At 43.7% G+C, this 19,884-nt stretch carries 18 protein-coding genes; 15 read left to right on the forward strand and 3 right to left on the reverse strand.

Translation table 11 applies throughout. The features are described 5' to 3' along the window. Window positions 1-132: 132 nt before the first annotated feature. Both B4F66_RS04890 and trmL read left to right on the forward strand, forming a co-directional pair. Window positions 133-1,740 carry a LysM peptidoglycan-binding domain-containing protein gene (locus B4F66_RS04890; RefSeq protein ID WP_292354536.1) on the forward strand — a complete coding sequence of 536 codons (1,608 nt, stop codon included), beginning with the start codon at window positions 133-135 and terminating at the stop codon, window positions 1,738-1,740. Between the two features lie 2 nt (window positions 1,741-1,742). Continuing rightward, window positions 1,743-2,207, forward strand: coding sequence for a tRNA (uridine(34)/cytosine(34)/5-carboxymethylaminomethyluridine(34)-2'-O)-methyltransferase TrmL (gene trmL / locus B4F66_RS04895; RefSeq protein WP_292354534.1), 465 nt, complete (start codon window positions 1,743-1,745; stop codon window positions 2,205-2,207). Window positions 2,208-2,238: 31 nt separating this feature from the next. Here the strand turns inward: trmL and B4F66_RS04900 are convergent, their stop codons facing one another. Genes B4F66_RS04900 through B4F66_RS04910 form a run of 3 tightly spaced genes read right to left on the reverse strand, consistent with a single transcriptional unit; the run spans window position 2,239 to window position 4,068 of the window. Continuing rightward, a complete protein-coding gene (locus tag B4F66_RS04900) occupies window positions 2,239-3,174 on the reverse strand; it encodes a YncE family protein (protein WP_292354532.1) in 936 nt (311 codons plus the stop codon). 6 nt (window positions 3,175-3,180) lie between these two features. After that, window positions 3,181-3,696: an SRPBCC family protein gene (locus B4F66_RS04905; protein ID WP_292354685.1), complete on the reverse strand. Its 516-nt coding sequence runs from the start codon at window positions 3,694-3,696 to the stop codon at window positions 3,181-3,183. A 39-nt stretch (window positions 3,697-3,735) separates the two neighbouring features. Then, the gene (locus B4F66_RS04910; RefSeq protein WP_292354530.1) at window positions 3,736-4,068 is read right to left on the reverse strand and encodes a hypothetical protein; all 333 of its coding nucleotides are present in this window, start codon (window positions 4,066-4,068) and stop codon (window positions 3,736-3,738) included. A gap of 222 nt (window positions 4,069-4,290) precedes the next feature. On the opposite strand from B4F66_RS04910, the gene B4F66_RS04915 reads away from it, so the two are divergent. The 13 genes from B4F66_RS04915 (at window position 4,291) to B4F66_RS04975 (ending at window position 19,861) form a co-directional block, all read left to right on the forward strand. After that, window positions 4,291-5,259, forward strand: coding sequence for a sensor histidine kinase (locus tag B4F66_RS04915; RefSeq protein ID WP_292411205.1), 969 nt, complete (start codon window positions 4,291-4,293; stop codon window positions 5,257-5,259). Between the two features lie 46 nt (window positions 5,260-5,305). Next, a complete protein-coding gene (locus B4F66_RS04920; RefSeq protein ID WP_292354526.1) occupies window positions 5,306-5,959 on the forward strand; it encodes a response regulator transcription factor in 654 nt (217 codons plus the stop codon). Between the two features lie 203 nt (window positions 5,960-6,162). Continuing rightward, window positions 6,163-8,049: a methanol/ethanol family PQQ-dependent dehydrogenase gene (locus B4F66_RS04925; protein ID WP_292354523.1), complete on the forward strand. Its 1,887-nt coding sequence runs from the start codon at window positions 6,163-6,165 to the stop codon at window positions 8,047-8,049. Between the two features lie 176 nt (window positions 8,050-8,225). After that, entirely contained in the window at window positions 8,226-9,023 is a 798-nt protein-coding gene (gene moxJ, locus B4F66_RS04930; protein WP_292354521.1) for a methanol oxidation system protein MoxJ, read from the forward strand. Window positions 9,024-9,032: 9 nt separating this feature from the next. Further along, window positions 9,033-9,656, forward strand: coding sequence for a cytochrome c(L), periplasmic (moxG, locus tag B4F66_RS04935; protein WP_292354519.1), 624 nt, complete (start codon window positions 9,033-9,035; stop codon window positions 9,654-9,656). A 122-nt stretch (window positions 9,657-9,778) separates the two neighbouring features. Next, window positions 9,779-10,054: a methanol dehydrogenase gene (locus B4F66_RS04940; protein WP_292354517.1), complete on the forward strand. Its 276-nt coding sequence runs from the start codon at window positions 9,779-9,781 to the stop codon at window positions 10,052-10,054. 82 nt (window positions 10,055-10,136) lie between these two features. After that, a complete protein-coding gene (locus B4F66_RS04945; protein ID WP_292354515.1) occupies window positions 10,137-11,171 on the forward strand; it encodes an AAA family ATPase in 1,035 nt (344 codons plus the stop codon). After that, window positions 11,168-12,004, forward strand: coding sequence for a DUF58 domain-containing protein (locus B4F66_RS04950; protein WP_292354513.1), 837 nt, complete (start codon window positions 11,168-11,170; stop codon window positions 12,002-12,004). Before B4F66_RS04945 ends, B4F66_RS04950 begins: the two co-directional genes overlap by 4 nt. A gap of 34 nt (window positions 12,005-12,038) precedes the next feature. Then, window positions 12,039-12,956, forward strand: a complete 918-nt coding sequence (locus B4F66_RS04955; protein WP_292412822.1) for a hypothetical protein — start codon at window positions 12,039-12,041, stop codon at window positions 12,954-12,956. Next, window positions 12,953-13,930, forward strand: coding sequence for a vWA domain-containing protein (locus B4F66_RS04960; RefSeq protein ID WP_292354508.1), 978 nt, complete (start codon window positions 12,953-12,955; stop codon window positions 13,928-13,930). The genes B4F66_RS04955 and B4F66_RS04960 overlap by 4 nt, the downstream gene beginning before the upstream one ends. Continuing rightward, window positions 13,927-14,499, forward strand: a complete 573-nt coding sequence (locus tag B4F66_RS04965; protein WP_292354506.1) for an MxaK protein — start codon at window positions 13,927-13,929, stop codon at window positions 14,497-14,499. Before B4F66_RS04960 ends, B4F66_RS04965 begins: the two co-directional genes overlap by 4 nt. Window positions 14,500-14,510: 11 nt before the next feature. Beyond that, window positions 14,511-15,521 (forward strand): vWA domain-containing protein, encoded by a 1,011-nt coding sequence (locus B4F66_RS04970; protein ID WP_292354504.1) that lies wholly within the window; start codon window positions 14,511-14,513, stop codon window positions 15,519-15,521. A 98-nt stretch (window positions 15,522-15,619) separates the two neighbouring features. Continuing rightward, the gene (locus tag B4F66_RS04975) at window positions 15,620-19,861 is read left to right on the forward strand and encodes an EAL domain-containing protein (protein WP_292354502.1); all 4,242 of its coding nucleotides are present in this window, start codon (window positions 15,620-15,622) and stop codon (window positions 19,859-19,861) included. Window positions 19,862-19,884 lie beyond the last annotated feature (23 nt).

Below are 19,884 nucleotides of genomic sequence, written 5' to 3' on the forward strand. Positions count from 1 at the left end.
GGAATTGACGTTGAAATAAGGAGAATTCAGGTGCGGGCAGAAACAACCGGGCAGTTAAAGACTGGTCTTTAACCGTTTATTCCGGTATATATTGAGCACAATTATGTGCTTACGACATTATGATAAACCTTTATGTTAAAAACTAAAAATCGTCTATGGCCCCTGTTTGCAGTGCTTTCGGTACTCTTCGCTGGCTGTAGCACAACCCCCAAACATACTGAAACTGTCAGCGCAGAACCGTCTCAGAAAACCTCTCATGGTCCATTAACAAAACACACCAACTGGAAAAAAAATCAGCTGACACAGCTGAGTCCACTGGATTTGGATTTATCGGTGCTTGAAGATTCGGAAATTGATCCTAAAGTCACTGATGTCTGGCAACGTATTCGTAATGGTTATCAACTGGCTGAATATCAGGATCTGGATCCGGAAACTCAAAGTCGCCTTACCTGGTTTGCCAACCATCCAGATTATTTCAACAAAGTTGTCGAACGTGCTCGACCCTATCTTTTTTACATTGTTGAAGAACTTGAAAGTCGCGATATGCCGTTGGAAATTGCTTTATTGCCAATTATTGAAAGCGGTTACCAGCCTTTTGCACTCTCATCTGGACAAGCGGCCGGTATCTGGCAATTTATTCCGGCTACTGGCCGTGTATTTGGACTGGAACAGAACTGGTGGTATGACGGTCGCCGTGATGTTATTCAATCCACCAATGCGGCCCTGGACTATCTGCAAAAGTTACATAACGACTTTAACGATTGGGAACTTGCCATAGCCGCTTACAATGCCGGTGAAGGTACAGTAGGTCGTGCCATCAAACGTAACAGAGAAGCCGGTTTACCGACTGACTTCTGGTCGCTGGAGTTGCCTGCAGAAACCACAGCTTATGTACCTAAATTATTGGCCGTAGCAGAATTGGTAAAACAACCTGCTCAATATGACTTACAACTGTCGCCAGTGGCCAACAAACCCTATTTGAGCGTAGTAAATGTCGGTAGCCAGATTGATTTATCTCTCGCTGCCAATCTGGCAGATATCACACTTGATGAGCTTTATCTGTTAAACCCGGGCTTTAATCGCTGGGCAACGGCACCACAAGGCCCCCATGAACTGGTACTGCCTTCGACCAAAGCAAGTGCATTTGAAACAGCATTAATGGATATTCCGGAAAAAGATCTGCTACGCTGGAAACGCCATGAAGTAAAACCCGGAGAGTCACTGAGCAAAATCGCCGCAATGCATCACACGACGGTTGCTGAGCTGAAAAAAGCGAATAAAATTAACAGCAATTTTATCCGTGCTGGAGCTCACCTGTTAATACCTGTTTCCACTGCTCTGGCTGATGAAGCTGAGGCAAATGCTCTGGCGAAACAGAAATTGCAGCAGGGGAAAAAATTTAATTATTCGGTCAAAGCGGGTGATACCTGGTGGAACATTGCCAAAGCGCATACTGTTGATGTGTTTGAATTAACCCAATGGAATAAAAAAACCCCTTCGGATGTTTTACATTCAGGCCAGCAATTGATTATCTGGCAACCCACTCAAACTGTTTCTAAGCTAAAAGCCATCAATTACACTATTCGTAATGGTGACTCACTTTGGACCATTTCACGTAAGTTTAATGTTACGGTGGATAAAGTTAAGGAATGGAATGGTTTAAGTGATCGCACTTTATTGCAGCCAGGACAAAAACTGACCTTGTACGTCGATCCAACTATCCAGATCAGCCATAGTTAATCGTGTTACACATCGCGCTCTATGAGCCTGAAATCCCGCCCAATACCGGTAATATTATCCGACTATGCGCCAACACAGGTGCACAACTGCATCTGATTGAGCCACTGGCTTTTGTTTTGGATGATAAACGTCTGAGAAGAGCAGGACTGGACTATCATGAATTTGCACCGGTAAAAGTGCATGCTGATTTTGCAGCATTTCAACAATGGCAGCAAAATCGACCTTTGTTTGCCTGCACCACTAAGGCGAAACAGTTTCACCATCAGGCAACCTTTATCGATGAAAGTATTCTGCTGTTTGGTCCCGAGTCACGTGGATTGCCAGCAACGCTATTGGACAACTTGCCTGATAGGCAGAAAATTCGGATCCCGATGTATCCAGAAAGCCGCAGCCTGAATCTTTCCAATGCTACGGCCATTATTCTGTATGAAGCCTGGCGACAGCTGGACTATAACGGAGCGGTATAAAATACCGCTCCTGATTTTAGATTTCTATTTTCTATTGAGCCGGACTAATCTTGCGTGGCCCTTCCTTAAGTGGGATTGAGCTGGTTTGTTTTCCTTGCTGTAAATCAATAATCGATAATGAGTTACTAAACCAATTAATGATGTAAGCATGCTGTTGATCCTTTGATAGCTCAACACTTTCCGGCATTTTTTCGGTTTTGATCGTCTGCGTTATTTGCAGACTTACCGCATCAAACTCCACCAGCGTGTTGTCATTCTGATTCACAACATAAAACTGCTTTCCGTCATCGCTCACCGTAACACCATACGGCGCTTTACCCGGTTGGAGATCAGCAATTTTTTCATAGGTTTTCGTGTCAATTACTGTCAGCGAATTATCTTTCACGCAAGTAACGTACAGATGACCATTAATTGGATTAAAGGCAACTGCATAAGGACGCTCACCCGTTTCTATGGTTGCATGCAGGTCCGGCGTATCAGCATCAAGCACCATTACAGAATTGCTTTCACGGTTTGCCACAAACACCTTGCGTCCATCGGGATCTATTGCGATCCCGGCAGGGCTCTCCCCAACCGCAAGTAGGTCCACCAATTGCCTGCTGGTAGTGTTAATCACTAATAATGCATTTCTGGACCAGTCCGTCACAAAAAGTTGAGACTTTTGGCTATCAAGCACCATAGCAAAAGGCTGACCACCTGTTTTTATCTCATGGATCAATTCAAAACTATTCAAATCAATTACTGACAATTTGCCTTGCTCAGGATGTGAGAGATAAATAGCGTCATTGGATTTATCGACAGCAACCATTACCGGACCACTAGAAACCTCTACCGCTTTTGTTATTTCATCTGTTTTTGAATCAAATAGAGAAAGATGATTCCCGGACTGGCTGCTGATATAAAAATCGTCAGCCAGTGCTACAGCAGGGAATATTCCCAGGCAAAAAACAATTGGTTTAATGGACATCACTGATTATTTTTCCAAGCTGGCTTTTAAACCTTCCAGCCCTGTCTTTGCGTATTCTGTCATGGCTTTAACAGCGGCTTCATCATTCAGATTTTCCGGCGGAAAATTGCCGGTATCAGCACGATAGAAACGACCACTCCAACTTACTTTACTTCCGGTGTCATTTGGCTCTACTTCGATACCAATCGTATAAAAGCTGACAGGCATGGCTTCAATATTTTCCTTTAATAAACGGTATCCGATGTAATGACGATCCGCATCTGATTCATCAAGACTTTCGGTAATTTCACCGCCGGACTTTAAGGTCACGATTCTTGTCGTTTCATCCTGCATGGTGATTGATTCCACTGCCGGATGCCATTTATCCAATTGGTCAAAAGCATTAACTTTTTGCCAGACAGTGGCAACCTCTGCATCAATAGTAATGTGTTCATCAACCCTTTGTGGCGTTGGTCCATGAGCGAAGACACTGCTGCTTAAGAGCACTAAACCCAAACTTGCCAGCGATAGTTTATTAATCATTTTATTCACGTTCTAACCTTTTTTCATCAAAAAATAAATTTACTTAGGACTTCTGTTTGTATTACCTAGAGTCTCAATATAATTATTTATAATTCCAACCTGTGTGTATTTATATGTTTTATCAGTATTGCCAACTTTAACTATATTTTTATAAATCCAGAACTCTACCGTTCCACTTTCATTTTCTCGCTTCACTATCTCTGCAGGCTCTCCCAGTTTTTCTCTTACAAAACCAGAATCTTTACCTGAAAACATTTTCACAAACTCAAATTCACCTACAGGTAACGCTAACGCCTCTTCAGAATAGGCAATGTTCAGAGAGAACAGGGCAATGAATGCAGAAATAACAACGGTTTTTAAAAATTTTTTCATTAAATTTTGCTCCAATAAAATCTCGACTTATCGTACAGATTGTCTGCATTAGCAAAATAGAGCAGATGACTCACATCAATTAGGGAATATGTCACGGTTATTGTTATGACTTTTTCCTGTTTTTTATTTTTTTATAATTTTCATCATTATTGGCATATACATATCAAAAATAATCGTCATAAAATAGTCGTTTATCTCAAAATTAAATATGGGCGAAATTACATGATGTCACCTAAATTATCCCCTGGCGATAAAAGCAACAGGGGCAAAATTGATTTGGTTGTCATTGTGGGCGCGTCGCTACTGACCTATTTTGTTGCTGGATATTTCGATTTGGCTGAACGCTGGATTAACTGGGCAGCATTAGGAGAGTTTTATCAACTGGATGAAATTATTTTTGTGTTGCTGGTATTCAGTATTGGATTGATGTGGTTTGGCCGAAGACGTTATATCGAAATGCAAGACACCCTGAAGCGTAATCTTGAAATTAAAACCAAACTTGAAATGCAAAATGCTGATAATGCAAAGTTACTGTTACAAAACCGTGCTCTTATCAAACATATTACCCAGGTCAGGGAAGCAGAACGTAATCACCTTGCCTCAGAATTACATGATGTATTCGGACAATATCTTGCCGCAATTGATGTAAATGCTTCCGTTGCCATCAAATACAAAACGGAAGATCCTAAACTTCAAGCAATCCTCAAGACCATCCAGGACAGCGCAAGCTTTCTGCGTAACGTTACCCGTTCACAGTTACGCAGCTTAAAACCTCCTGGCCTTGAAACCGTGGGACTTTCAGCAGCCATTGAAGATCTGATTGGGCAATGGCAAATGTCGTTTCCAGATTACGAGATCAATATCGCTATTGAAGTAGATGATCAGCTTGTTGACTATGACACCGCATTAACTATTTATCGCAGCCTGCAGGAAGCGTTAACCAATATTACCCGTCATGCAGAAGCCAGCTCAATTCATATCGATTTAATTACCCAAAATAAATCAGCCCAACGTAACGATATCAGTCTGACCATCCGTGACAACGGAATAGGGTTTGATCCCAATGAAGGTATGGGTAATGGACTTGGACTGATTGGTATACGTGAGCGGGTACATGCTTTAAATGGCCAGTTCAATCTGCATCCAGCAGATCCTAAAGGCACAGTTTTAGCACTCCATATTCCGTTATGAAAATTTACCGTAAAAAATACATGCTAATAATGAGGTATCAGAAGAAATGAACAAACAACGTACCACCATACTATTAATAGACGATCATGCCATTCTCAGAGAAGGCTATCAGCAATTACTCGAGTCGGCCGGTTTCGAGGTGATTGGACAATCCGGAAATGCTGAAGAGGGGTATCAGGCGTTTATTGCTTTGCAACCTAAAGTCTGCATTATAGATTTAACCATGCCAGGCACCGGAGGTTTAGAGTGTGTCAGAAGGATCTGTAACCGAGATAAAGATGCCCGTATTCTGGTCTGCAGCATGCATGAAGAAACCACTTTGGCCATGCGTGCCCTGGAGCTTGGTGCGATTGGCTACATCACCAAATCATGCTCATCTGATGTGCTGATTGAAGCGGTAAAATCCGTTGCAGAAAAACGTCATTATCTCGGTGCCGAAGTTGCACGTTCTATTGCAATGGAAAAATTGATTAAAACGGATCAGAAAATTGATTCCCTGTCACATCAGGAATTTGCTGTTTTCAGGATGGTTGCTGAAGGTATGAGTATTGAGGAAATTTCAAAAAGTCTTACTTTGGCTCCTAAAACGGTATCAAATTATAAAACCAATATGATGCGTAAACTTGGCACAACCAAGCTCGCAGATATTATTTTCCTGGCCCAGAAAATTGGTTTGATCCACCCACCCAATAATCAATAACTTCGTAAAATGGCCTTACATCAAGGCAAAAGTTTATCACCCTGACAATTATGTGATGACTTCCCTATAACAGAGGTGGCAAGGCTCTCTATCCCATACCCCTACTAAAAACTGATGATATCAACGGTGCACAGCCGCATTTTGAATGTGTGCTGAGACACAGGGTCAGCGAAAGCTGACATCCAGTTAAAATAGGAGGATATATGAGAGAGAAAAAACTAAGCCGGTTAACAAAAACCGGTTCAGCTGCATTGGTCAGCTCTGTCATCGGTATGATGACAGTAGGCGCTGCATTCGCCAATGACAAGCTGGTTGAACTTCAAAAGGATGAAGCTAACTGGGTTATGCAGGGTAAGAACTATTCTGCAGATCATTACAGTACTTCAAAACAAATCAACAAAAAGAACGTCAGCAAATTATCACCATCTTGGACATTCTCCACTGGTGTGCTGAATGGTCATGAAGGTGCGCCTTTGGTTATTGGTGACATGATGTATATCCATTCACCTTTTCCAAACAACACTTTTGCGATTAACCTGAATGATCCTGGCACCATCGTCTGGGAGCATAAGCCAAAACAAGATCCTGCTGCTCGCGCAGTTGCATGTTGTGACGTCGTAAACCGTGGTCTGGCTTACTGGCCTGGCGATGATAAAACTCCGGCAATGATCGTAAAAAGTCAGCTGGATGGTCATGTTGTGGCATTAAATGCTGAAACTGGTGAGCTACATTGGCAAGTCGAGAATGGTGATATCAGTGTTGGTCAAACCCAAACACAAGCACCATTCGTTGTAAAAGACCTTGTCATCCAGGGTTCTTCTGGTGCTGAGCTGGGTGTTCGTGGTTATGTTACCGCCTTTGACATTCACACTGGTGAAATGGCTTGGCGTTGGTATGCAACAGGCCCTGATTCAGAAATTGGCCTGGCGAAAGACTTTAACAGTGCTAACCCACATTACGGCCAAAAAGATCTGGGTCTGAAAACCTGGGAAGACGAAGCCTGGAAAATTGGTGGTGGTACTAACTGGGGTTGGTATGCCTATGACCCTGATTTAGAAATGTTCTACTACGGTTCAGGTAATCCTGCGCCTTGGAACGAAACCATGCGTCCTGGTGATAACAAATGGACTATGACTATCTGGGGTCGTGATGCTGATACGGGTTTAGCCAAATTCGGTTATCAAAAAACACCTCATGATGAATGGGACTACGCTGGCGTTAACGTCATGATGCTTTCTGAGCAAAAAGACAAAAACGGCAAAATGCGTAAATTGCTGACTCACCCTGATCGTAACGGCATTATCTATACGCTGGATCGTGAAACTGGTGATTTGGTTTCTGCCGACAAAATGGATGAAACGGCAAACTGGGTGAAAAAAGTGGATCTGGAAACAGGTCTGCCAATTCGTGACCCGGAATTCAGTACCAGAATGGGTCATCGTTCACGCGATATCTGTCCTTCAGCCATGGGTTTCCACAACCAGGGTATGGATTCATACGATCCTGAAAGACAAAACTTCTACTTAGGTATCAACCATCTTTGTATGGATTGGGAACCGTTCATGCTGCCTTACCGTGCAGGTCAATTCTTCGTAGGTGCAAACGTATGGAGTTATCCAGGACCTAAAGGTGATCGTCAACGTGGTATTGGTTCAGGCCAGGTTAAAGCATACAACGCCATTACTGGTGAATTTGCTTGGGAGAAAATGGAGAAATTCTCAATCTGGGGTGGAACCATGGCCACAGCTGGTGGCTTGGTATTCTACGGCACACTCGATGGCTTCATCAAAGCTCGTGATGCAGACAACGGTGATCTGTTGTGGAAATTCAAACTGCCTTCAGGCGCTATCGGTCATCCAATGACTTACACCCATGATGGTATTCAATATGTTGCCATTAATTATGGTGTAGGTGGTTGGCCTGCAGTTGGTCTGGTGTTTGACTTGAATGACCCATCAGCTGGTCTGGGTGCTGTAGGTGCCTTTAAAGAACTGGCACGTAACACTCAAATGGGTGGTGGTCTGATGGTCTTTGCTCTGGATGGTAAAGGACCTTACGACGATCTGAGTATTGGTGAATACGAAATGTAATCACTGACTCGCAATATAGCTTAGTTCATCAAGTTATATCGTCGTATTCAATCCGGCTGGCAACACAAAGACTGTGTTGCCAGCCCCTTCTGAGAGTGTAAGACATGTTAAACAACCATACTAAAACCAATAACAAAGCAGTCAGTTCAAAACGTTTAACGCAATGCAGCCTGATAATGGCTTCACTGTTGACTGTACTGACGCCAGCACATGCAAACAACGGATTACCGGAAACCTTAAAAGTCTGTGCAGCGGCGAATGAAATGCCCTACTCAAACAAACAGCAGCAAGGTTTCGAAAATGAAATCGCCGAAACGCTCGCACAGAGCATGGATATGCCATTGGAATTTGTCTGGTCAGACAAAGCAGCGATTTTTTTAGTGACCGAACATTTATTAAAAAATGAATGTGATGTGGTTATGGGGGTTGATAGCGATGATCCTCGTGTTGCCACCAGCGACCCTTACTACAAGTCCGGCTATGTATTTGTCTATCGCGCCGATAAAAATCTGGACATCAGTAACTGGGATAGTCCTGACATTCAAAAACTGAATCGTTTTGTAGTAGTGCCAGGTAGCCCATCAGAAGTGATGTTACGGGAAGTGGGTAAATATGAAGGCAACTTCAATTACACCAAATCTCTGTCAGGTTTCAAATCCCCACGCAATAAATATATTCGTCTGGAACCAAAAAAACTGATCGGCGAAGTGACCTCAGGTAAAGGTGATATCGCTCATCTATGGGCTCCAGAAGTAGCCCGTTATGTGCGTGATTCAGATACGCCATTAGAAATGGTGTTATCTCCTGAATTCGGAGAAATTGAAGGTGGTGAAGGTATTGTGCAGCACTACGATCAATCTGTAGCGGTGCGTGAAGGTGATAAAGCCTTGCTTGATGCCATTAATAAGGGCCTGGCAGATGCGGCACCTAAGATAACGGCCATCCTCAAAAAAGAAGGGATTCCGCTGCTTTGATAGCTTGTCATGCAGTCTCTTTTAATTAAACAGGATTATACAAAAACTATGATTAGCAATGTAAAACTTTTTAGTCGTAAAACAGCATGTTTACTAGGATTATCTATGTTGACAGCTGTCAGCATGACACCAATGACAGCGGAAGCTCAAGTGCAATTTCGCAATGCAACGACCGGGGCATTAATCGACTTCTCTTTTGGCAAAAAAGGTGAAGAAACTGAAGCCGTAAAACATTTTATGGAAACAGCAGAAAATAAATATAACCAAGATGAAGAAGCCATCAAAGTGGGTGAAAATTTATTTATGACTGCCTGTTCTGGCTGCCATGGTCACCATGCTGAAGGCAAACTCGGACCAGCTCTGGGGGATTCATATTGGACTTACCCTGCAGGACGATACGATAAAGGTTTTTTTGAAATTATTTATGACGGCGCCCGCTCAATGATGGGTCCCCAACGCAATAATTTAAGCATTGATGAAATACTGCATGTTATGGCGTATGTACGCAGTATTTACTGGGGAGAACCAGAAAAAGCCTTATGGTTATCAGAAGAGGAACGCGCCAATCTGGTTCCTGCAGAAATACCTGAAGATTTCAAAGAAGCATTAGAAAATTTCAATAAGACCCATTAATTAAGCAAGTTTAGAAATGCTAATGGCAGATTATAAAGATTAGTGATTGGTAGCGTGGCCATAGCCAGCATAGGGAACCACGTTACCAAGCATTATGTTGTCAAAACCAAAAGGAGAGAAATATGAAGAAAATTAAAACACTTGCCGTAACCGGCGCTACAGCACTATTGTTATCTGTTGGTATGTCAGCAATGGCTTACGACGGAACAAAATGCCAAGAGGCAGGAAAATGCTGGGAAGCCAAACCAGGGTTTCCTGAAAAAATCAAAGGATCTAAATATGATCCAAAACATAGCCAAACTGAACTGGATAAGCAAGACAGTGCAATGGAAGCAATGGAAGCTCGTAACGCTAAACGCGTAGAAAACTTCAAAAAAACGGGTAAGTGGTCTTACTAAACCCAAGCTGAGGCCAGTTTTAACGACTGGCCTCTTTTTTTGTTTTGTTTCTGACCTGCGAGTCAGTTTGGGCATACATCACATGAGCAATGTCGCTGAAAATTCCGAAAATCTTTTAACCGACTGGCATCAACAAGCCATCACCCTGCAAAAAAATATCAATCAGACAATATTAGGTCAGGAACACATCATTGATTTAATGGTTGTGGCTATTTTCTGTCGTGGCCATATCCTGCTTGAAGGTGATGTTGGCGTCGGTAAAACGACCTTGCTTAGAGCAACGGCAGAAAGTCTGGGTGGCAATTTTGAGCGTATTGAAGGCACCATTGATTTAATGCCACATGACCTGGTCTATTACACCCATATTGCCAATGATGGTAAACCGGCTGTGAGTGAAGGACCTTTACTCAAACATGGCGAAAATTTATCGATCTTCTTCTTTAATGAAATCAATCGTGCCAGACCTCAAGTACATTCATTGCTACTTCGGGTAATGGCTGAACGTAGCGTCAGCGCTTTTAATAAAACGTTCTTTTTTCCTCATCTGCAGGTTTTTGCTGATCGTAACCGCATTGAAAAAGACGAAACCTTTGAACTACCGGCAGCTGCCCGGGATCGTTTTATGATGGAACTGCACATAAAACAACCTACAGCAGAAGCACAGCTTAAAGAGTTGATGTTCAATACCCGATATTATGATGCAGACAAGCTCATCGACAGTGCTGACAAAGCGGTACTGCCGTTTCATCAGCTCAATGATATCGCTGTGGCTATTCAGTCTCAGATCCATTCCAGTGACACTATTCAGGATTATGGTTTTCACCTGTGTCAGGCACTTCGAAGACCACAGGATTATGGTATCCAGATCAGCGATATCGACACAGAAAAGTTAGTACTTGGAGGTATGGGACCACGTGGCATAAGTTATCTTGCCAGAAGTGCTCGTGCTCATGCATGGCTCAATCAACGTAATAGCGTTACCCCAGAGGATTTCCATGCGGTTATTCGCGCCATCAGTAAACATCGTATTTTTATCAACCCTGTTTACAACTATAACGGTGAAGCGATTATCGAAGAACTGATTAGTGGTGTACTGAATACTATTCCATCCCCATGAATCAGCACGAAATTCAACACCTGATCTTTGATTACAGATCACCCTTTCTGCTGAATGCACTGCGTGAAAGTGAGCATAAAAGCAAACGTCAGGGGCCCGGCAGTGATTTTTATAAAAAGTCTCCCTTTTTAGCTGACCCGAATCCTGCGCGTATTGATCTTGCAATGAGCGTGACCGATCCGTTTGAATCGATTTACGTCAAAACCTTTCGTCAACGCAGCAAACTGGACGTAATGACTTTGGTAGATGGATCTGATTCCATGACTGTTCAGGATAAAGCACCACTGCTCAGCTTAACTGAACAGAGTATTGCTTATTCAGTGGCGGCCAGAAATGATAATTATCAAAGTTATTTGTTGAGTCATTCCATACAGTCCATTACCAATGCCGAAATACTGCCACAGCATTTTGAGTCTGCTACCAGACAGGCTGCAAACCATAATGAAGCTGAGGCTTTTAACGATATAGAGCGGTTGTTACCCGCTCGTCGTTGTTTAATATTTTTGCTTTCTGATTTTCACTGGAGTAATGAAAAACTCTACCGGATTCTCAATAGCTTATCAGGCCACTATCTGGTGCCGATTGTTATCTGGCGTTCTGCCGAATACAACGACTACCCACTATGGCGCTTTGTTCAGATCAACGATGCTGAGACGGGTGAAAACAGTTTGATTTTTGTGACGCCCAAGCAGAAAAAACTGATCGAATCGACTTTCGCTGATCGGAAGATTTTTCTTAATAATCAATTTCAAAAGCACAATTGCAGAGCGTTTTGGATGATTGATCAATTTTCAGCACAACAATTAAGCGAATTCTTTCATGGCCATTCATAAGCGATTAAAACAAAAAGTGTGCATGCCGATGTTTATGGCTGTTCTGTTAGCTGTTTTTTGCAACACAGCTTTGTATGCTGACCAAGTCCGTACCGGCATTGTGCAGCAATCATTGGGAAGAGATTTTGGTATTCTGGTCGGTGATGTTATTGAACATTATTATATTGTTCAGGTACCAGCAGAATTTAGCTTAACGCCAGCCTCACTTCCTCCCGACGGGGAGTTGGATTATTGGTTGTTATTACTCGACAGCGACTATGAACTCATCAGCGAAAGTGCTGAGTTACGTCAATACAGACTGCATTTCACGTTTCAGACATTTTATGCCCCACTGGATGTCCGAGCATTAGCAACGCCTCCATTAACGGTAAGTTTTAACACTGGCGATAAAACCGAGCCGCTCACCATACCGGCCTGGAACTTCACCATGTCTCCGCTGAAAGAAATTGCGCCTCGTGGTGTAGCCAAAGACTCCAACCAAAATGCCTTTATGAAGGCAGATTTACCTCCCTCAACTATCCCTACCAAAGATTTGCAGCAACAAATCTGGGTACTGGCGATTACGCTACTGATTCTGGCGATCTTATGGTTAAGCCTTAAGGGATATCTGTTTGTACTGACACGATCACCGTTTCAGCAGGCTTATCATCAGGTCAAAAAGCTACGCAAACACCATAACGACGAGTCGGCATTTAATCATGCCTTACAAGCGGTACATAGGGCTTTTAACAGATTGGCTGGCCATGCATTGTTTGCTCACCAAACAGATCAGTTTATTGATAAACATAACGAGTTTTCTGGCTATCAGGATCAAATTGATAGTTTTTACCAGTTATCCACTGAAGCGCTCTACTCCGAGCAAAAGGTAGCGTCAGAGAGAGACTTTGACCAATTACTGAAGCTCTGCAAACAATTGGCTGGTGCGGAAAAACTGGCGCTGAAAAAATCATGAACATCGCATTTGCCCATCCATGGGTGCTCGTTTTATTAGTATTAGCCTTGTTGCCATTTATCGCAGGTATATTCAATAAACGACTCACCAGTTGGAATCGGCTAATTCCACCATCCAATACAACTCGATGGATTAATCGACTCATTAAACTTTTAGGGGTACTGGCATTTATCAGCATCGTGCTGGGGTTAGCCGGACTTTACCAAACGGAAAAAACTTTTACCCGAACAGGTACTGGCGCGCACATCGTGTTTGTTCTCGATCGAAGTGCCAGCATGAATGAAACATTTGGCGGTAAGGTACCCGATAATGCTACGCCTGCCAAAAGTCAGGTTGCACGTCGTTTATTGTCCGAATTTGTTAATAATAGGCCGCACGACTTATTTGGCGTCGTCGGGTTTAGTACGCAACCTTTTTTTATCAGCCCGCTCACAGAGCACAAGTCCGCCACTCAAGCAGCGATAAACAGTCTCACCAGTCCCGGCTTGGCATTTACCAATGTAGCCAAAGGGCTCGGCATGGGCCTGAGTTACTTTCAGGATCAACCGCATACCGGTTCCCGCGTCATTGTATTGGTCTCTGATGGCGCAGCAACACTTGATCATCGTGCGCAGCGGGTGTTGCGTGAGTGGTTTGAGCGTTATCAGGTAAGTTTATATTGGTTTTTTCTGCGTACCGAAAATGGATTAGGTATCACCTCTGAGCCTGAATCAGCTCGAGATGATAATCCCCGGGTGATGCCAGAGCGTTATCTTGATCAGTTTTTCCGTACCCTGCCGATCCCATATCACGCTTATGAGGTGGATACACCGGAATCTATGGAAGCAGCCATTCACCAGCTGGATAATCTGGAAAGCTTGCCACTGGTTTATAACGAATTGATACCCCGCAACGATATGACGCGCTTATGTTTTTTGACTGCCCTGCTTGCCGTTCTTATTTTACTGGGCATCAAAGCGCTGGAGGCAAAATGATGTTTTTGAAGCGAAATAATTTTATTTATCTGATCAGCCTGTTGGCATTGGCGGTTATCACAGCACTGATATTCAGTATCTATACCTTGCAACAACAGCAGCAAATCAACCAACAAATCCTCCTGCTGAATAAAGGTGAGCTGGTTGATCATGAAAAATTGAATATGCAATCGCCTGAAGTCAGAATCGCTTATGCCTATCTGCAAGGTAAATTGAACTTATTTGATGAAGCAGTAGAAACCTATAGCGGCACTGAGCGGCTGGCTAATCAGCAGCAACTTGTCCATATCCACTATAACCTTGGCAATCTTTATTTGGTTCAGGCTATCGATTTGGCAGAAAATCTTTCTGTTGATCGGGCGGTGGCGATGGCCGATGTGGCAAAGGACTTTTATCGCTCTGCACTGAAAAACCAGCCCTCCTTCTGGGAGGCTAAATACAATCTGGAAGCTGCGCAACGTCTGTCGCGGGATTTGCCACTGGGTGATGTCACCATCAGTGAAGAGTCTCAGGATGCCAGTACCGAGTTATGGTCGGCAATGCCCGGCTTTCCCATTGGTTTACCCTAAGGGATTGTCTGATGAAATCTATCTGGTTGCTGGGCAGCTCTGCAGTTCTACTGATTATTGCGGTTTTAATACCTAACCTGCCATTTCCCAGTAAAAAATATGATTATTTTTTTATGGTAGATATCACCCGCAGCATGAATGTAGAAGATTATCGTGATAATAACGGTGATCCGATTAGCCGGCTGGAAAAAGTCAAAGCGGATGCTTTAGCTGCCATACAACAACTTCCCTGTGGTTCACGAGTTGGGCTGGGCGTGTTTACTGAACGTATGCCGACGCTGCTCTATACCCCCATGGAAGTGTGTTCAGACTATCCTGAAATCCGGGAGAGCATCAGACGTATTGACTGGAGAATGGCCTGGGTCGCCGACAGTAATATTATTCAGGCATTTGCCAACACGTTGGAGTTGATGCGCACTGTTGAATTAACCGATGCCACGTTGGTTTTTTTTACCGATGGGCAGGAAGCACCACCAATGAACTCGCGTTATGCGCCGGATCTTGGAGAATTACAATCTGCTGAGAATAATGATCAACAGCCAATTAGTGGTCTCATAGTGGGTACCGGTGATCATGCATTAAGCCGGATCCCAAAATATGATGAAGATGGAATCCAGATTGGCTTCTATACGGCGGAGGATGTACCACAGGGAACGACTTTTGGTTTACCGGAAGATCCCAGCAAAATTGAAGGCTATGTCCCTCGGAATGCCCCGTGGGGAAATCAAAGTCGTGCTGGGAATGAACACCTTTCCAGTGTAAAAGAAGACTATCTGAAATCACTGGCGGAACCGGCCAAATTTCACTACCATCATTTACAAACATCAACGGCATTATTGACTGCGCTAATGCACGACGATTTCTCCCAACGGCATATTCGGAAAACCGATTTAAGTTTTATTCCGGCAAGTGTGTCGCTGTTTTTATTATTTCTGGCCTATCTGCCTGAAAATATTTTTTCCCGTAAAAAAAACTTACTCAAACCAAACATCAACGAGCGCATACCTCTTAACTCAGGTTAAATCTAATCCATCTGTTGAATCACTCATCAGCTCGCCAATAATCCGCCAACAAATTGAAATTCTTGCTATTATCGGCAAGCAATTCGAAAACGGATCCCATGCACGTTATACCTCACAGGTTTACTTTTTTTCTGCTGTTTATTCTGCTTGTATGTCTATTTGGCCAGGCCAAGGCTGCATCGACGGAATCTGTTACGCTGCAACTTAAATGGCGACATCAATTTCAGTTTGCCGGTTATTACGCCGCTATTCAGCAAGGTTATTTCCAACAGGAAGATTTGCAGGTTACGCTGCGAGAACGCCAACCCGGTATTAATGTTATCAATGAAGTCACCAGTGGCCGTGCAGATTATGGCATTGGTGGTATCGGACTACTGGCAGAATATGCTGCTGGCTCACCCATTAGAGCCTTGGCTGCCATTTTTCAGCATGATGCATTAGTGCTGGTCAGCAAAACCCAGTCTGGCATTGTCAGCCCGTATGAAATGCTTGATAAACGCATCATGTTTGACGATTCGGCCGGCAACGATGCTGTTTTCCTCGCTATGTTTGCTGATGCCGGTATTTCCCCACAGGATTACAAACTCATCCCGCAGGATCTGCAACTTGATAGTTTTATCAATGACCGGGTTGATGCAATCTCAATTTATCGAACTGATCAGCTTTTCACATTGGAACAGCTGGGCGTTAAGGTCAATATCATTAATCCCCAAAGCTATGGTTTTGATTTTTATGGTGACATTTTGTTTACCGGGGATAGAGAGCTTCGCAATAATCCAGGTCGCGCTGAGCGGTTTCGACGGGCTTCGTTAAAAGGCTGGCGCTACGCACTGGAAAATCCTGAAGAAATTATTGATGTGATAATCAATCAGTATGACAGCCAGGCCAGTCGCGAACAGCTACAACATGAAGCCAGAGAAATTCAGAAACTGATATTGCCTGACCTGATTCCTTTGGGCCAATTGGATCCGGCTCGTCTTCGCCGCAGTGCTCAGATATATGAACGGCTGAATATTGCACCACCACTCTCCGAGGCCCAATTAGAGGGCTTTATATATCAATCCAATGCTGCATTGCGACTGACCCCAGAAGAACAATCATGGCTGGAGGATAACCCTGTCATCAAACTCGGCATTGATCGGGATTTTGCACCTTACGAATGGATTAACAGCAAAGGGAATTATCAAGGCTTGGCAGCTGAATATATTCAGCTATTACAGGCCAAGCTTGGCGTGGAATTTGACATCATAGACGATAAACCCTGGCATGAAATTCTCGCAATGGCACAACGGGGTGAGCTGGATATGCTTTCCTGTTTGCACATGAGTCCCGAACGTTCAGAGTATTTATTATTCAGTCAGCCGTATATCACTAATCCAGTGGTCATCGTCAATGCGAATCGCTTCGGCTATATCGGTCACCTGGACAATCTGAGAGGCAAAACTGTCGCAGTGGAAAAAAGTTACCATGTTCAGGAAAATCTGGCCCGGAATCATCCTGATATAAAACTTATATTCACTGAAACCACACTCGAAGCTTTAAAAAAGGTCAGTACCGGCGAAGCCGATGCTTATGTGGGAGATGCTGCATATGCCAACTATGCCATCAAACAAGCCAACCTGATTAACTTGCAATTTTCCGGACAAACTCAGCAATATAATGCATACAGGATGGGGATAAACCCTTCTCATCCTCAGCTGCAATCCATCATTAACAAGGTATTAAGCAATATATCAGCTGATGAACGTCAGCGAATTGAGCAGACCTGGATGGGGCTAACCATCAATAATGGCGTTTCGCAGTCAACCCTGCTCAAAATACTGCTGACGATAGCCGTGATTATTCTGCTGTTTGTATTCTGGGTGTTCAGACTGAAACAGTCGGGTCAGGTATTAGCGCGAAACGAATCCAAATTACGCAGTATTGTTAATGCCTCTCCTATTCCGCACATGTTAAGTGACGGCAAAGGCAGGATTCAATATCTCAACAAAGCCTTTGTTGATAGCTTTGGCTATAACCTGGAAGACTTACCCAGCCATAAGGTCTGGCTGGAAAAAGCCTATCCCGATCCAAACTATCGTCAACGCAGCAAACTGGCTTGGGAGACTTTTGTAGCTCAGGCAGAGCAGCATCCACTGCCCTATCGTGGTGAGGCGGTTGAAGTGAAAGTGATGACCCAGCAACAACAAGCCAAACAAGTGATAATTTCCAGCACCGCAATTAATGATGGTCAGGCCGATGTCTTTATCACCATTTTTTACGATATTAGCGAACGTAAGCTCGCTGAGGAAAAGCTCAAATTATCAGGCCGGGTATTTAACCAGGCACATGAAGGCATTCTGATCACCAAACCGGATGGTCGTATTGTCGATGTGAATCCGGCATTTTGTGATATCACCGGTTACAGTCGTGATGAAGTCATTAATCAACAGCCATCAATCCTCAAATCAGGTAAACATCCCGAGTCATTTTATCGGGAGATTTGGCAAAGCCTTATTGAGAAAGGCTACTGGCAGGGAGAGATCTGGAATCGTCGCAAAAATGGCGAATTATTAGCTGAGTTGTTAACCATTTCCACCTTGATGGATGATCAAGGCGATACCTTGCATTATCTGGGCTTATTTTCCGATATAACTGAAATTAAGGAACAACAGCAGGCGCTGGAAATGATGGCGCATTATGACATGCTCACCCAGCTGCCCAACCGCACATTATTTGCAGATCGATTCCAGCAGGCTATTGCACACAGTATTCGTCAACATAGTCTGCTGGGAGTCATTTTTCTGGATCTGGATGGATTCAAACCGGTCAATGATAACTATGGTCATGAAATCGGCGATCAAGTACTGATTGAGGTGGCCCAGCGAATAAAAGCCTGTATTCGTCTGGATGACACAGCATCACGACTGGGTGGAGATGAATTTGCTATTTTGCTCAATGACATCAGTTCGATAGAACACTGCGAACGATTGGTCAGCAGACTGTTACGCACCATTCAACTGCCTTATCGAATTGATGGCGATATCATCCAGTTAGGGGCCAGTATGGGGGTAACACTCTATCCACTGGATCAGTCCGATGCAGATACGTTGCTGCGTCATGCTGATCAGGCCATGTATCAATCAAAACAGACAGGCCGAAATCGCTACTCAATTTTTGATGCTGTGCATGACAAGCAAATTCTGCTTAAGCAAAGCCAGTTGGACAATTTACATCAAGCCTTTAACAAAAATCAGTTTTGCCTGTATTACCAGCCGAAAATTAATATGCGTAATGGGCGCATTCATGGCGCGGAAGCGCTGCTTCGCTGGAACCATCCTCAGCAAGGTATCCTGGAGCCAGCAGCTTTTTTAAGTTCAATGGCGGGCACTGAGCTGGAAATCCGTATTGGCAACTGGGTCATTGATCAGACGTTAAAACAGTTACAAAATTTTCATCAGCAAAACAGAGTCATTGAAATCAGCGTGAATATTTCCGCGCATCATCTGCAATGGCCAGGATTTTTTGACCATCTTGATCGGTTATTGGCCAAATATCCGGACTTGCCAGCCGAATATTTGCAGCTGGAAGTGCTTGAAAGCAGCGTGTTAACAGATATCCAGAATATTTCAGCGATTATAAGTACCTGCCGTGAAGGCCTAGGGGTAAGAATCGCACTAGATGATTTTGGCACCGGATACTCATCATTAAGCCATTTGCGGCATTTGCCGGTTGATGTGATTAAAATTGACCAGAGTTTTGTCCGCGACATCATGGATGATCCCAATGATTTCACCATAGTGGAAGGCGTTATTGGGTTAAGTCATGCATTTCAACACCAGGTTATCGCCGAAGGGGTAGAAAGCGTTGAACATGGTTTGATGCTGATGACTATCGGTTGCGATATGGCACAGGGATATGTCATTGCCCAACCAATGCCAGCAGATGAATTAGGCCTGTGGATGGAGGATTACCAGCCGGAATCACGCTGGCTGAATCATGCACATAATACCTTATCCCCCCAACAGCGCCTGCTGGCATTAATGCAAATGCAGGGCGAGCAGTGGTTACAGCGAGTAATTGATAATCTGCACAGCAGTCCTGCTCAAATTAGCAGCTGGCCATTAATGAACCCCAAACGCAGCCATTTTATGCACTGGCTGGAGCAGGGTAAGCAGGAAGAGCTATTTAATCAATTATGGCTGGATCGACTCAAATTAGCCTATTACGAATTATTTCATGCCGCTGCCGGGTTACGAAATCAATTCGAAGAAAATGAAATCGCGTTAGCCCGTAAGGGTGTAGAAGATTTACAAACGTTATATGCCGAAATTAAGCAGATGCTTGCGACCCCATCATAGTGGTGATACTGCGTAATTGTCAC

This window comes from Methylophaga sp. UBA3603, assembly GCF_002375335.1.
Lineage (GTDB): Bacteria > Pseudomonadota > Gammaproteobacteria > Nitrosococcales > Methylophagaceae > Methylophaga.